Consider the following 14,507-nt stretch of genomic DNA (forward strand, 5'->3'; position numbering starts at 1 on the left):
GGCTTGGCACCATGACGCCCAGACCCGCCGCCCCGACCAGTGACGACGCCCCGCTGCCCCCTCCCCGCGCGGCGCTCAGCGCGAGCACCTGGAAGGAGATCGCCCATCTCCTGACCAACCTCCCCTTCGCGCTGCTCGGCTTTGTCTACGTGAGCGTCTGGCTGTACACGGGGCTGCTGATGGCGATCACCGTCATCGGCCTGCCGGTGGTCGCGCTCGGCCTGATGGGCTGCCGCGAGTACGGCAAGTGGGAGCGGGCCAGGGCGCGTGCTCTGCTCGGTCTTCGGGTGGAGGAGCCGACGCCGCTGCGCCGGAGCACCTACGGCGGCTTCCTGCCGTGGCTGTGGGGTGTGCTGCGGGATCCGGTGGCCTGGCGGCACGCGCTGTTTGCGTTCGTCCGGCTGCCGTGGGGTGTGCTCACCTTCACCGTCACGCTGACGGCGCTGTTCGTGGCCTGGCCCGGGCTGCCGTGGCTGGCGCGCGGACTGTCGCTGGGCGACCGGGCGATGGTGCGCGGACTGCTGGCGCCCTCGGACGAGCTGGAGCGTCGGATCGCGCAGTTGGAGGCGGGCCGACGGGTGGTGACGGACACGGCGAGTGCGGATCTGCGGCGGATCGAACGCGATCTGCACGACGGCGCGCAGGCCCGCCTGGTCGCACTCGCCATGGACCTGGGCCTGGCGAAGGAAAAACTCACCGAGGACCCCGAAGCCGCCGCCCGCATGGTCGACGAAGCCCACGGCGAAGTGAAACTCGCCCTCCAGGAACTCCGCGACCTCGCCCGAGGCATCCACCCCGCCATCCTCACCGACCGAGGACTCGGCCCCGCACTCTCCGCCCTCACCCCACGCTGCACCGTCCCCGTCACCATCCACACCGACCTCCCCACCCGCCCCGCACCCGCCATCGAAGCCATCACCTACTACACCGTCTCCGAACTCCTCCAGAACATCAGCAAACACAGCAAAGCCACCCACGCCACCGTCGAACTCTGGCACACCCCCCACCGCCTCATGCTCCAGATCACCGACAACGGCCAAGGCGGCGCCACCACCACCCACGGCACCGGACTCGCCGGACTCACCGAACGCCTCGGCTCCGTCGACGGACTCCTCCTCATCCACTCCCCCACCGGCGGACCCACCACCATCACCGCCGAACTCCCCTGGCGCGACCGACACGAGGACACACCCCGATGAACACAACCGGAAACACCCTCGCCGGAACGCTCCGCGAGGTGCTGCGCGCGCCGGTGTCCGGCTGGGCCTGGCGGGAGCTGGCGTATCTGTTCAGCGGGCTGGTCGTCGCCTCGGTCGTCTCCCCGATCGTCTACGGGCTGCTGCTGACCAGCGCCGGCCTGCTGATCACCTTCGTCGGGGTTCCGCTGCTGGCGCTGACCCTGGCCTTCTGCCGAGGCGTCGGCACCCTCGAACGGTGGCGGGCCCGGCTGCTGCTGCGGATGGCCGTCGAGGAACCGGAACCGCTGCGTCCGGCTCCCGGCCGCGGTGGCCCGCTGGCCGCCATGTGGGCGACGCTGCGCAGCGGCAGCGCCTGGCGGCACACCCTCTACACCGTGCTGCACCTGCCGTGGGCGTTCTGCTCGGCGCTGGCCGGCATGCTGCTGTGGTCCGTCGGCTGGGGGCTGCTGACCCACCCGCTGTGGTACTGGGTCTTCCCCCGCTACACCGGCCAGCCCGGCATCCAGCTCGGCGGTGAGGGCTACGGCGACGGGCGGTACGTGGACACCCCGCTGGAGATCGGCGTGGTCGCGCTGATCGGGCTCGCCCTGGTGCTGCTCACCCCGTGGGTCGTGCACGCGCTGACCTGGGTGGACCGGCTGCTGGTGCGCGGCCTGCTCGGCCCCTCACCGCTGGCCAGCAAGGTGCGCCGACTGGAGGTGGACCGCGGCCAGGTCGTGGACACGGCGAGTGCGGATCTGCGGCGGATCGAACGGGATCTGCACGACGGCGCGCAGGCCCGCCTGGTCGCACTCGCCATGGACCTGGGCCTGGCGAAGGAAAAACTCACCGAGGACCCCGAAGCCGCCGCCCGCATGGTCGACGAAGCCCACGGCGAAGTGAAACTCGCCCTCCAGGAACTCCGCGACCTCGCCCGAGGCATCCACCCCGCCATCCTCACCGACCGAGGACTCGGCCCCGCACTCTCCGCCCTCACCCCACGCTGCACCGTCCCCGTCACCATCCACACCGACCTCCCCACCCGCCCCGCACCCGCCATCGAAGCCATCACCTACTACACCGTCTCCGAACTCCTCCAGAACATCAGCAAACACAGCAAAGCCACCCACGCCACCGTCGAACTCTGGCACACCCCCCACCGCCTCATGCTCCAGATCACCGACAACGGCCAAGGCGGCGCCACCACCACCCACGGCACCGGACTCGCCGGACTCACCGAACGCCTCGGCTCCGTCGACGGACTCCTCCTCATCCACTCCCCCACCGGCGGACCCACCACCATCACCGCCGAACTCCCCTGGCGCGACCGACACGAGGACACACCCCGATGAACACAACCGGAAACCCGACCGGAAACCCGAGGTAGACCCGTCCGGATACACCCGCGCACGCGTCAGGCGCACGCCGCCGGGCGTGCGCCTGACAGCGAGCTGACAACCGCTTGACCGCCGCCCCCACTCCCCTGACGGGAGCGTCCGCCTTCTGGGATGCTGGTCCGAGCACCGTGCAGACCAGTGGTTACCGGGGGACACCGGGGGAACGAGGAGACGTGGCGGACACGGCTGACGCAGGAGTCGGCGTGCGGGTGGTGATCGCGGAGGACTCCGTCCTCCTGCGCGAGGGGCTGACCCGGCTGCTCACCGACCGGGGGCACCAGGTGGTCGCCGGCGTCGGGGACGGCGACGCGCTGGTGAAGACGGTGGTGGAGCTGCACGAGGCAGGCGAGGCGCCGGACGTCGTGGTCGCGGACGTGCGGATGCCGCCGACGCACACCGACGAGGGGGTGCGCGCGGCCGTGGAGCTGCGGGCGCGCTTCCCCGAGCTGGGGGTGCTGGTGCTGTCGCAGTACGTGGAGGAGCAGTACGCGACCGAGCTGCTCGCCGGCTCCACCCGGGGCGTCGGCTACCTGCTGAAGGACCGGGTCGCCGACGTGCGGGAGTTCGTGGACGCGGTGGCCCGGGTGGCCGCCGGCGGCACGGCGCTGGACCCGGAGGTGGTGGCCCAGCTGCTCGGGCGCAGCCGCCGGCAGGACGTCCTCGCGGGGCTGACGCCGCGCGAGCGGGAGGTGCTCGGACTGATGGCCGAGGGCCGGACGAACTCGGCGATCGCCGCCCGGCTGGTGGTCAGCGGCGGTGCCGTGGAGAAGCACGTGAGCAACATCTTCCTGAAGCTGGGCCTGGCGCAGAGTGACGCGGATCACCGCAGGGTCCTGGCAGTTCTGACGTACTTGAACGGTTGACGAGCGAAACCGGCCGACCGGGGCCCTCCCGGTCGGCTTAGCCGACGGCTAAGTCCGCCGTATGGGCCGCCCCGCACAGTGGGCGGTCCGGGGGACGGACGCCGACGGTCGGCCCGCCGCCGCGCGGGCGACCGGCACCGAGGGAGGGGGTGGACGGCGTGTCACGGCTGGTGCGCGAGGTGCCGCTGTGGCGACGTCCCGGGCGATGCGAGCCATCACCGCGGGCGTCTCACGAACGCGTCCACCATGCGAGCAGCCCCCGGTCGGCGGACCTCGCGCACGTACGATGGACAGTGAGCCGCCGCCTCAAGGGAGGTCTTTGCAAGTGACCCAACAGGTCAGCCAGGAGAGCGCCAAAGAAGTCAGGCGTCTGGACCGGGTGATCATCCGGTTCGCGGGGGATTCGGGCGACGGCATGCAGTTGACGGGGGACCGATTCACCTCCGAAACCGCGTCCTTCGGCAATGATCTCTCCACCCTGCCGAACTTTCCCGCGGAGATCCGCGCGCCCGCCGGAACCCTTCCGGGCGTCTCCTCATTCCAGTTGCATTTCGCCGATCACGACATCCTCACGCCCGGTGACGCGCCGAACGTGCTGGTCGCGATGAACCCGGCCGCCCTGAAGGCCAACGTGGGCGACCTGCCCAGGGGCGCGGAGATCATCGTCAACACCGACGAGTTCACCAAGCGCGCGATGGCCAAGGTCGGCTACGACACCAGCCCGATCGAGGACGGCTCACTCGACGGCTACAGGGTCCACCCGGTGCCGCTGACGACGCTCACCGTCGAGGCGCTGAAGGACTTCGACCTCGGCCGCAAGGAAGCCGGGCGAAGCAAGAACATGTTCGCCCTCGGCCTGCTCTCCTGGATGTACAACCGTCCGGTGGAGGGCACCGAGCGCTTTCTCCGGTCGAAGTTCGCGAAGAAGCCGGAAATCGCGGAGGCGAACGTCACCGCTTTCCGCGCGGGGTGGAACTTCGGCGAGACCACGGAGGACTTCGCGGTCTCCTACGAGGTCGCGCCGGCCTCGAAGGCATTCCCGCCCGGCACCTACCGGAACGTCTCGGGCAACCTCGCGCTGTCTTACGGATTGGTCGCGGCGTCTCAGCAGGCGGACCTCCCGCTCTTCCTCGGGTCCTACCCGATCACCCCGGCGTCCGACATCCTCCACGAGCTGTCGAAGCACAAGAACTTCGGTGTGCGCACCTTCCAGGCGGAGGACGAGATCGCCGGTATCGGCGCCGCGCTCGGCGCCGCGTTCGGCGGTTCACTCGCGGTGACCACCACCTCCGGGCCCGGTGTCGCGCTGAAGTCCGAGACGATCGGGCTCGCCGTCTCGCTGGAACTGCCGCTGCTGATCGTGGACATCCAGCGCGGCGGTCCGTCCACCGGACTGCCGACCAAGACCGAGCAGGCCGACCTCCTCCAGGCCATGTACGGCCGCAACGGCGAGGCGCCGGTCCCGATCGTGGCTCCGGCCACGCCGGGCGACTGCTTCGACGCCGCGCTGGAGGCTACCCGGATCGCGCTCACCTACCGCACGCCGGTGTTCCTCCTCTCCGACGGCTACCTGGCCAACGGCTCCGAGCCGTGGCGTGTCCCGGAGATCGACGAACTCCCCGACCTGCGGGTGCAGTTCACCACCTCGCCGAACCACGTGCTGGAGGACGGCAGCGAGGTCTTCTGGCCCTACAAGCGCGACCCGGAGACGCTGGCCCGCCCCTGGGCCGTGCCCGGCACGCCCGGACTCGAACACCGCATCGGCGGCATCGAGAAGCAGGACGGCACCGGCAACATCTCCTACGACCCCGCCAACCACGAGTACATGGTCCGCACCCGGCAGGCCAAGGTGGACGGCGTCACGGTGCCCGACCTGACAGTCGACGACCCGGACGGCGAGGCGAAGGTACTGGTCATCGGCTGGGGTTCGACCTACGGGCCGATCACCGCCGGAGTGCGCCGGGTCCGCCGCGAAGGACTGCACGTCGCCCAGGCCCACCTGCGGCACCTGAACCCCTTCCCCGCGAACCTCGGAGAGGTCCTGCGCTCCTACGACAGGGTGATCGTGCCCGAGATGAACCTCGGCCAGCTCGCCACCCTGCTGCGGGCCCGCTACCTCGTCGACGCGCAGCCCCACACCCAGGTCAACGGCATGCCCTTCAAGGCCGAGCAGCTCGCCCACGTCCTCAAGGAGGCCATCGAACATGGCTGACGTCCTCACCGGGGGAAGCCAGGAGCGTGAGCACCACCCGCTCACCCTGGTCCCCAAGGCCGACGCCAAGCAGTCGGCCAAGGACTTCAAGTCCGACCAGGAGGTCCGCTGGTGCCCCGGCTGCGGCGACTACGCCGTGCTGGCGGCAGTGCAGGGCTTCATGCCGGAACTCGGCCTGGCGAAGGAGAACGTCGTCTTCGTCTCGGGCATCGGCTGCTCGTCCCGCTTCCCGTACTACATGAACACGTTCGGGATGCACTCCATCCACGGACGCGCCCCGGCCATCGCCACCGGCCTGGCCGCCGCCCGGCGCGACCTGTCCGTGTGGGTCGTGACGGGCGACGGTGACGCCCTGTCCATCGGCGGCAACCACCTCATCCACGCGCTGCGCCGCAACGTCAACCTGAAGATCCTGCTGTTCAACAACCGGATCTACGGGCTGACGAAGGGGCAGTACTCGCCGACCTCCGAGGCCGGCAAGCTGACCAAGTCCAGCCCGATGGGCTCGCTCGACGCACCCTTCAACCCGGTCTCGCTGGCCATCGGCGCCGAGGCGTCGTTTGTCGCCCGCACGGTCGACTCCGACCGCAAGCACCTCACCGAGGTGCTGCGCGCGGCCGCCGACCACCCCGGCACGGCGCTGGTGGAGATCTACCAGAACTGCAACATCTTCAACGACGGCGCGTTCGAGGCGTTGAAGGACAAGCAGCAGGCGCAGGAGGCCGTGATCCGGCTGGAGCACGGGCAGCCGATCCGCTTCGGTGTACCGGGCGAGGACGGCCTCGGCGGCAAGGGCGTCGTACGCGACCCGGTGACCGGCGATCTGAAGGTGGTCGACGTCGCCGAGCACGGCACGGACGGCATCCTCGTCCACGACGCGCACAGCGCCTCGCCGACGCAGGCGTTCGCCCTGTCCCGGCTCGCCGACCCGGACACCCTGCACCGGACGCCCGTCGGCGTCTTCCGCGACGTGCGCCGACCGGTGTACGAGACGGAGATGGCCGAGCAGTTGGAGCAGGCCGTGGAGCGGTACGGCAAGGGCGAGCTCGCGACGCTGCTCGCCGGAAACGACACCTGGACGGTCCTGTAGACCCTCCGGCCCGCGGCGGCCCGGGCGCCGATCCTCCACGGGGATCGGCGCCCGGGCCGCCGCCCGTTCGCGGACGCGTACGCGTGTCCCTCCGGACGTCGGACGTGACGCTCGGCAGCGACAGTAGCGTCCCGCGTAACGGGAATGACAAAGCGGCCGCGGCGCGTTACCTTGCCAGGGGCGTCGGCTGTGACGCTCATGGCACGTGGAAGCACAGCGGGAGGCGTCGTGTCGGCGAGGAGCGAGACCCGGACGGGACTCATATTCGGGTTCGCCGCCTTCGGCATGTGGGGCCTGCTGCCGCTCTACTGGCACCTCCTGTCCGCCACCCCGGCCGCCGAGGTGCTCGCCCACCGCATGGTCTGGTCGCTGCCCGTCGCCGCGCTCATCCTGCTCGCGGTACGCCGCTGGGCGTGGATACGCCCGCTGCTGCGCGACCCCCGCAAGCTCGGTATGGCCGCGCTGTCCGCGCTGCTGATCTCGGCGAACTGGTACCTGTTCATCTGGGCCGTGAGCTCCGGGCTCGTCCTGGAGGCGTCGCTCGGCTACTTCATCAACCCGCTGATCACGATCGCCATCGGCGTACTGCTGCTGCGGGAGCGGCTGCGCCCCTTCCAGTGGGTGGCCGTCGGCGTGGGCGCCAGCTCGGTCGCCGTGATGACCTTCGCCTACGGTCAGGTCCCCTGGGTGGCGCTCGGCCTGAGCACCAGCTTCGCCGCCTACGGACTGCTGAAGAAGAAGTCGCTGCTGGACGGCCTCGAGGGCTTCAGCGCGGACGCGCTTCTCCAGTTCCTGCCCGCGCTCGGATTCCTGCTGCTGCTCTCGGCGCGCGGCGACTCGACGTTCACCGCCGAGGGCCCGACGCACGCCCTGCTGCTGGCCGGCGCCGGACTGGCCACCGCCCTGCCGCTGATCCTGTTCGGCGCCGCCACCATGCGGGTGCCGCTGTCGACGATCGGCATGATGCAGTATCTCGGCCCGGCGACGATGTTCCTGCTGGGTCTCACCGTCTTCCACGAGGAGATGCCGCCGGCGCGACTGGCCGGCTTCCTGCTGGTGTGGGCGGCGCTGCTGATCCTCACGTTCGACGCCCTGCGCACGGCCCGCCGCAACCGGGCGGCGCTGCGGGCGGCCCGCGCCCAGGCGGCGAACGACGCAGCCGCGGTGCCGGCGGACGCGGACGTGGCGGCGGGGGAGGCCGCGCCGGTAGGGGAGCCCGCGCCGGCGGGAGAGGCCGCCGTCGGTAACGCGTCACATCGGCGGGAGCCCGCAGAGCGCTGACCGCGCCCCGGCGGCACCCGTGGGGCGGGAGTCGCCTCCCGATGCGGCAGTGCGTTCGCTGGGCGGACACTGGAAACCGGCCACCGACCGGTGCCTTGACAGTCCACAGAACCGGGAAGAGCATCATGCCCACGTCAAACTGACCTGGGAGGCTCCCCCACATGCCTGTCATGCCCCCACGATCCAGGCGACGGAAGGCCCTCGGCACGGGCCTGGCCGCCGCCCTCCTCACCGGCGCGCTCGCCGCCTTTCCGGCCTCCGCCGCACCGGCATCGGCACCGGCCATCGCTCCGGCGGCGCACACCACCGCCGCACCGGACATACCTGTCGCCAACGTCAGGGCCCATCTCGACGCACTCAACTCCATAGCCGCCGCCAACGGCGGCAACCGCGCACACGGCCGGCCCGGCTACCGGGCCTCCGTCGACTACGTCAAGAAGCGGCTCGACGACGCCGGCTTCCGCACCACCGTGCAGACCTTCACCGCCAACGGCGCCACCGGCTACAACCTGATCGCCGACTGGCCGGGCGCCTCCGACCGCGTCCTGATGGCCGGCGCCCACCTGGACTCCGTCACCCGCGGCGCCGGCATCAACGACAACGCCTCCGGCTCCGCCGCCGTGCTGGAGACCGCCCTCGCCGTCTCCCGCGAGAACCTCAAACCGGACAAGACCCTGCGCTTCGCCTGGTGGGGCGCCGAGGAACTCGGCCTCGTCGGCTCCCGCCACTACGTCAACACCCTGCCGCGCACCGAACTCAACCGCGTCACCGGCTACCTCAACTTCGACATGATCGGCTCGATCAACGCCGGCTACTTCGTCTACAACGACAACCCCGCGCTGGAGAAGGTCTTCACCCAGTGGTTCGCCGACCGCGGCGTGCCCACCGAACCGGCCACCGAGACCAGCGGCCGCTCGGACCACGCCAGCTTCCAGCGGGTCGGGGTGCCCGTCGGAGGCCTGTTCACCGGCGCCGGCCGGACGAAGACGGCAGCCCAGGCGCGGAAGTGGGGCGGACAGGCGGGCCGGTCGTTCGACCCGTGCTACCACTCCGCCTGCGACGGCACGAGCAACATCAACACCACCGCCCTGGACCGCAACAGCGACGCCCTCGCCCACGCCGTGTGGACCCTGTCAGCCGACTGACAGGCCCGGCGTCGCGAGTGGCCACGCGGGCCGCCGCACCCGCCGATGCGGCGGCCCGTGGCCGTCCGGCGCGAACGAGCGCCGGACGGGCTCAGCCGAAGAAGGCCTTGTCGCCACCGGTGTTCACCGCGAGGTAGTACGCGTCGGCCGCCGTCTCACACGACTTCTTGTGCCAGTTGCTGTTCTTGCAGGCGCGGTACATCTCCTGCTTGAAGCGACGGTCGAGCCAGTTCTTCGTCGACCTGGTCTTGCTGAGCTTCAGCCCGTTGCCGCCGTAGTTGCGGTAGCCGAAGTCGTGCTGGTTGCACGCCCTCGTGAAGGTCACCTTGAAGGGCGCGTAGCTGTTGCCGGGCACCGAGCAGCCGTTGTTCTTGAAGTTGAACGGGCCCGTCTTCCTCGCGTTGTGGTAGTCGTTGTAGGTCATGTTCATGTAGCGGTCCGCCTGCTTGCGCAGCTCCGCCTTGGAGGGTGCTGCGGCGGCGGTGGGCGCCGTGAGCACCGCGCCGCCGAGCGTCGCGGTCAGGGCCAGTGCCAGGCCCGCGAAGGCCCGCGAGTGGTTTCCACGCATCGGTCGTCCCCGTTTCTCTGCTGGTCGTACTCAGGGAGAACGTCACGAAGTGACGTCCGGGAGCGCGGAGTTCAGCCTCCGGTCACGGCCGCTCGGGCCCCCGGCATCCCCGAGGTTCCCGGAAGCAACCCGTCCTGTCGTTGACCCTCGGCGACAAGGGCTTGCGCCAGCGCGCCGACCTCCAGCGCCCGCCACCGGTACTCGCTCGGCGGCATCCCGTACTCGGCGCGGAAGGCCCGGCTGAAATGCGCCATGGCGGGGAAGCCCCAGCGCGCCGCGATCGCGTGGATGGGCGTCGTCCGGCACGCCGGATCGGCCAGGTCCCGGCGAACGCGCTCGAGGCGCCGGTGCCGGATCAGTGACGCCACCGTCATCTCCTCCTCCTTGAAGAGCCGGTGGAGTTGGCGTGTCGACAGGTGATGGGCGGCGGCGATCGCGCCGGGAGTCAGCCGCGGATCGCCCAGATGCCGCTCGACGAAGGCCCGGATCCGGAGGAGCAGATTGCGCCGCCGGGTGTCGTACGGCAGCAGCCCGGTGGCGTCCAGATGCTGCGCGAACAGCCCGGATACAAGATCGAGCAGGACCGTGCCAAGCCGGCCCGCGTCCGCCGAGCGGTAGCGGTCGGTCTCCGTGCTCAGGGAGAGCAGGAACTGAGCGAGCAGTCCGCCGAAGCCGTCCTGCCCGCTCAGCGGCATGCCCAGCAGCGAGTCGGTCCGCCTGCCCGGCACGGCCGGCAGCAGCACCTTGGGGACCTCCACGCCCACACCCACCAGCACTCCGTCCCCGATCGACCGCACCTCGCAGGGCACCGAGGTGTCGATCACGTACAGCCCGGGTCCGTCGTGCAGGTCGTCGCGCTCGCCGTGGTTGACCCGCAACGGCGAGGAGCCCGGCAGCAGCAGCGTCAGGTGGTAGCGCTCGGGGTCCGAGTGCCGGATCATCCGCTCGGTCCGCCGGTAGCACGAGGGCCCCACCGTCGTCGGCCACACGGACGACTCCCCCAGTCCGAGGAGCCGCTGGTTCGCGGCGAACTCCGTCTCCCCCTCGCTGGTCACCTCCATCGGCGCGATCGTCTGCTCCATCAACTCCCGCCACCAGTCGAGCCGTTCGCCCGCCGGCACGTCATCAGTCCGGTGCACCGTCTCTGACAGCACTGTCATCTCCCCGTTCCCGCCCCCGTGGGCGCCCAGCTCGCATCGCGATCCCGGTTCGCGGCGCGGGTCGCGCACGTTGGTCGACCGAGCCGGACGGCAGCCCCCGGGCGTCGCCGGTCGCGTCCGCCGCACGGCCGATCCTGGTCTGTGCCGACCCGCGTCCACGGTGCGATGATCGCAGGTGGCGGGCAGCAGCCCGGCACGGTACGGCGAGGGCGGCGGTATGGACGAGTGGCAGCGGCTGGCGTCGGATGTACGGGAACGCCTGACGGCGGCGTCCTCCGGTGAGCGGACCGTCTTCGCCGCCGGAGTGGCGGAACGTCTGATGCGCAGGCACGAGTCCCTGCCGCCGGAGCAGCGCTCCCCCTTCACACTCGGCCTGCGCCCGCTGCTGGACGCGGTGTGGGAGGCCGCGCTCGGCGACACGGCCGCGTTCGCGGCCGTCAAGCGCGGCATGGGCGAGTACTTGCTGAGCGACTACTTCCACAACGACGGGCAGGACGGCCCGGACGACGCCGACGAACCGGCCGCCACCGCCGTACTGCACGCCACCGCCTCCCACCTGTACGGCTGCGCGGACTTCGCCGTCTGGGCGGGGATGCGCGCCGTCGACGCCGTCGCCCAGCACGTCGAGTACCTGGCCGACCTGGCGGACCTGGCGGACCTGACGGAAGGCCCGGGCTCCCCGGCCCCCGCACCCCTCGGCGACCCGGAGAAGGCACCGCTCGAGGAGCTGCGCCGCCAGCTCCTCGACCTCGACCTCATCGCCGCCCGCTCCGACCAGCTCCGCTACGCCTCCTGCGGTCTCCCCGTCGCCGCCACCGCCCGTCTGCAGACCGAACTCCGCGACCCCCTCTCCCGCCAGGACTGAGCCGCGCCGGACGACGGACTCCGCACCGACTCTGGTTGTTTCTGCTCTCAACTGGCGCTTTTCAAACAGGTATTGACACGCGGCCGTCACGCCGGGACAGTCATGTCGCCCGGTAGTCCCGGAGTACGCACGGTCCCCAGCACGGTCCTCGGTGTCACATCTGTCCACGTCCTTCACAAGGGGTGCTCAGCCATGCCGGAAAAGCCCGCGGTGTCACGACGTTCGGTTCTGGGAGGGGCCCTGGCCGGCGGGGCGGCGGCCGCCGGAGTGGGCGCCGGGGTGATGGGTGCCGCCGCCCCGCCGGCCCTCGCGGCGGACGGCGCCCCGCCGGCGGCCGCCGCCGGGTGGCGGCCGCGCCGGCCCGGGCAGAAGTCGATGATCGGCGTACCGTACGAGCCGCACCGCACGGTCCGCGTCGCGATCATCGGCCTCGGCCAGCGCGGCAGCTCGATGACCACGGGCTGGTCCGTCGTACCGGGCAGCGTCGTCACCGCCGTCTGCGACATCCGCACCGAGCGGGCCGAACGCACGGCGGACCGGCTCGTCGCCGCCGGCAAACCCCGCCCGGCCGTCTACGGCGGCGACGCCGGGGCCCACCGCCGGATGCTCCGCAGGGACGACGTCGACCTCGTGTACATCGCCACCCCGTGGGAGTTCCACCACCGGCAGGGCCGCGACGCCCTGCTCGCCGGCAAGCACGCCCTCGTCGAACTGCCCGTCGCCACCGAACTCCACGAACTGTGGGACCTCGTCGACACCTCCGAACGCACCCGCCGCCACCTCTTCCTCGCCGAGAACTGCTCCTACGGGCGCAACGAACTGGCCATGCTGAAGATGGCGCACGAAGGACTGTTCGGCGACGTCACCAACGGGCACGGCGGCTACCTGCACGACCTCCGTGCGCTGCTGTTCTCCGACACCTACTACACCGACTCCTGGCGGCGGCTGTGGCACACCCGCAGCACCGCCTCCCTCTACCCGATGCACGGCCTCGCCCCCATCGCGGCCGCCATGGACGTGAACCGCGGCGACCGCATGACCACCCTGCGCGCCACCGCCACCGAGGCACGCGGCCTCGCCGACTACCGGGCCCGCCACATCCCGAGGTCGCACCCCTCCTGGCGGGAGACGTACGTCAACGGAGACCTGATCACCTGCCTCATCGACACCCACCAGGGCCGGGTCATCCGCGCCGAGCACGACGTCAGCTCACCCCGCCCGTACAGCAGGATCAACAGCCTCGCCGGCACCCGCGGCATCTTCGAGGACTACGCCGGCACGTCGCGCACCGGCGGACGCGTCTACCTCGAACCCGACCACACCGACCACCGCTGGCGGGACTTCGAGCGGCTGCGCGCGGAGTTCGACCACTGGCTGTGGAGGAAGGTCGGCGACGACGCCGCCAACAACGGCGGCCACGGCGGGATGGACTACATCCTCCAGTGGCGCACGGTCCAGCAGATGCGGGCCGGCCTGGTACCCGACATCGACGTGTACGACTCGGCCGCGTGGTGCGCGCCGATCCCGCTCAGCGCGGCGTCGCTGCGGGCCGGCGGACGCCCGGTGCCCTTCCCGGACTTCACCCGGGGCTCGTGGGTCAACAAGCGCCCCGGCCTCGACTCCCGCCCCTCCGACATGCCCGCCGCGGCGACCCGCTGAACGCGGCCGCCCTCGGCACACGGCGGAACAGCCCGCCCGGCCGTCGCCGCCTCGAAGACAGGCCCTACACGCTCACCACCCGCACACCCGCCTCCCCGAGCCGGGCCGCCGCCTCCTCCGACACCCCCGTGTCGGTGACCAGCACGTCCACCCGGTCCAGCCCGCAGATCCGGGCGAACGCCCGGCGGCCCAGCTTGGAGGAGTCGGTTGCCACCACCACCCGCTGCGCGCGTTCGACGAACAGCCGGCTCACCGCCGCCTCGTCCTCGTGGTGCGCCATCACCCCGAGCCGGGGGTCGACGCCGTCGACCCCGAGCACCACGGCGTCGAGCACCACCTCGCTCAACACGCCCATGGTCAGCGGGCCCACCAGCTCGTAGGTCTGCGGCCGGGCCACCCCGCCGGTGGTGACCGTCTTGACGTGCGGCCGGACAGCCAACTCCCCGGCGATGTTGAGCGCGTTGGTCACCACGGTGAGCACCGGCGAGCCAGGCGGGGTGGCGGCGGCCCTCTCGCCGCCCCGCCCGTTCCCGCCGGCGCGGTGCGCGAGCGTCCGCGCGACCTCGGTGGTCGTGGTGCCGCCGTTGAGGCCCACCACCTCGTTGTCGCCGATCAGATCGGCCACGGCCGCGGCGATGCGCCGCTTCTCGGCGGCACGCCTGGTCGACTTGTAGCGCAGCGGCAGCTCGTAGGAGACACCGTGCGCGACGGCCCCGCCCCGGGTGCGGACGAGCATCTGCTGCTCGGCCAGTTCGTCGAGGTCCCGCCGGATGGTGGCGCTGGAGACCTCCAACGCGCCCGCCGCCTCCTCGACGTCCAACTTCCCCTCGCTGGCAAGGAGTTCCAGCAGTGTCTGCCACCGCTCCGGCTTGGACATCGACATGGGCTTCGAACTCCTCGGGCTGGCCGGCGTCCGCCCGATCCTAGTAGCCGCGACCAGCGGCGCCCCCGGCCGGAGAGCGTGGACGCCTGGACCCCGGACCACCGCTACTGGATACTCGACCCCAGGCAGGCAACCTGCGTGAATCTGCGCGCGGTGGAGACTTACGCGCAGGAACACACAGCACACCCTCCGCCATTGCCCCGCCC

11 protein-coding genes and 1 pseudogene are annotated in these 14,507 nt (G+C 71.3%); 9 read left to right on the forward strand and 3 right to left on the reverse strand.

Annotated elements, in window-relative coordinates; genetic code table 11:
- Window positions 1–11: 11 nt before the first annotated feature.
- From FNX44_RS14335 to FNX44_RS14365, 7 genes and pseudogenes are all read left to right on the forward strand, one after another.
- Window positions 12–1,199, forward strand: a complete 1,188-nt coding sequence (locus FNX44_RS14335) for a sensor histidine kinase (RefSeq protein ID WP_143648616.1) — start codon at window positions 12–14, stop codon at window positions 1,197–1,199.
- Window positions 1,196–2,530: a sensor histidine kinase gene (locus FNX44_RS14340; RefSeq protein WP_143648617.1), complete on the forward strand. Its 1,335-nt coding sequence runs from the start codon at window positions 1,196–1,198 to the stop codon at window positions 2,528–2,530. Before FNX44_RS14335 ends, FNX44_RS14340 begins: the two co-directional genes overlap by 4 nt.
- A 248-nt stretch (window positions 2,531–2,778) precedes the next feature.
- Complete coding sequence (locus FNX44_RS14345; protein WP_323369344.1) at window positions 2,779–3,438, forward strand: response regulator; 660 nt, start codon at window positions 2,779–2,781, stop codon at window positions 3,436–3,438.
- A 286-nt stretch (window positions 3,439–3,724) separates the two neighbouring features.
- Window positions 3,725–5,650 carry a 2-oxoacid:acceptor oxidoreductase subunit alpha gene (locus FNX44_RS14350; RefSeq protein WP_407699211.1) on the forward strand — a complete coding sequence of 642 codons (1,926 nt, stop codon included), beginning with the start codon at window positions 3,725–3,727 and terminating at the stop codon, window positions 5,648–5,650.
- Complete coding sequence (locus FNX44_RS14355; protein WP_143648618.1) at window positions 5,643–6,740, forward strand: 2-oxoacid:ferredoxin oxidoreductase subunit beta; 1,098 nt, start codon at window positions 5,643–5,645, stop codon at window positions 6,738–6,740. The genes FNX44_RS14350 and FNX44_RS14355 overlap by 8 nt, the downstream gene beginning before the upstream one ends.
- 228 nt (window positions 6,741–6,968) lie before the next feature.
- Entirely contained in the window at window positions 6,969–8,021 is a 1,053-nt protein-coding gene (gene rarD, locus FNX44_RS14360) for an EamA family transporter RarD (RefSeq protein ID WP_143648619.1), read from the forward strand.
- 170 nt (window positions 8,022–8,191) lie between these two features.
- Window positions 8,192–9,160 (forward strand): annotated as a pseudogene (locus FNX44_RS14365) (M28 family metallopeptidase); the annotation flags it as partial.
- A gap of 97 nt (window positions 9,161–9,257) precedes the next feature.
- On the opposite strand, the gene FNX44_RS14370 reads toward FNX44_RS14365, so the two are convergent.
- Together FNX44_RS14370 and FNX44_RS14375 are read right to left on the reverse strand one after the other, a co-directional pair.
- Window positions 9,258–9,734 (reverse strand): phospholipase A2, encoded by a 477-nt coding sequence (locus tag FNX44_RS14370; RefSeq protein ID WP_143648620.1) that lies wholly within the window; start codon window positions 9,732–9,734, stop codon window positions 9,258–9,260.
- 71 nt (window positions 9,735–9,805) lie between these two features.
- Window positions 9,806–10,888 carry a helix-turn-helix domain-containing protein gene (locus FNX44_RS14375; protein ID WP_143648626.1) on the reverse strand — a complete coding sequence of 361 codons (1,083 nt, stop codon included), beginning with the start codon at window positions 10,886–10,888 and terminating at the stop codon, window positions 9,806–9,808.
- A gap of 181 nt (window positions 10,889–11,069) precedes the next feature.
- On the opposite strand from FNX44_RS14375, the gene FNX44_RS14380 reads away from it, so the two are divergent.
- Both FNX44_RS14380 and FNX44_RS14385 read left to right on the forward strand, forming a co-directional pair.
- Window positions 11,070–11,759: a hypothetical protein gene (locus FNX44_RS14380; RefSeq protein ID WP_143648621.1), complete on the forward strand. Its 690-nt coding sequence runs from the start codon at window positions 11,070–11,072 to the stop codon at window positions 11,757–11,759.
- Between the two features lie 192 nt (window positions 11,760–11,951).
- On the forward strand, window positions 11,952–13,418 hold the full coding sequence (locus tag FNX44_RS14385; protein WP_143648622.1) for a Gfo/Idh/MocA family protein: 1,467 nt from the start codon (window positions 11,952–11,954) through the stop codon (window positions 13,416–13,418).
- Between the two features lie 64 nt (window positions 13,419–13,482).
- On the opposite strand, the gene FNX44_RS14390 is transcribed toward FNX44_RS14385, so the two are convergent.
- Window positions 13,483–14,295 carry a DeoR/GlpR family DNA-binding transcription regulator gene (locus tag FNX44_RS14390; RefSeq protein ID WP_143648627.1) on the reverse strand — a complete coding sequence of 271 codons (813 nt, stop codon included), beginning with the start codon at window positions 14,293–14,295 and terminating at the stop codon, window positions 13,483–13,485.
- Window positions 14,296–14,507: the final 212 nt, after the last annotated feature.

Source organism: Streptomyces alkaliterrae (genome assembly GCF_007097205.2).
GTDB lineage: Bacteria > Actinomycetota > Actinomycetes > Streptomycetales > Streptomycetaceae > Streptomyces > Streptomyces alkaliterrae.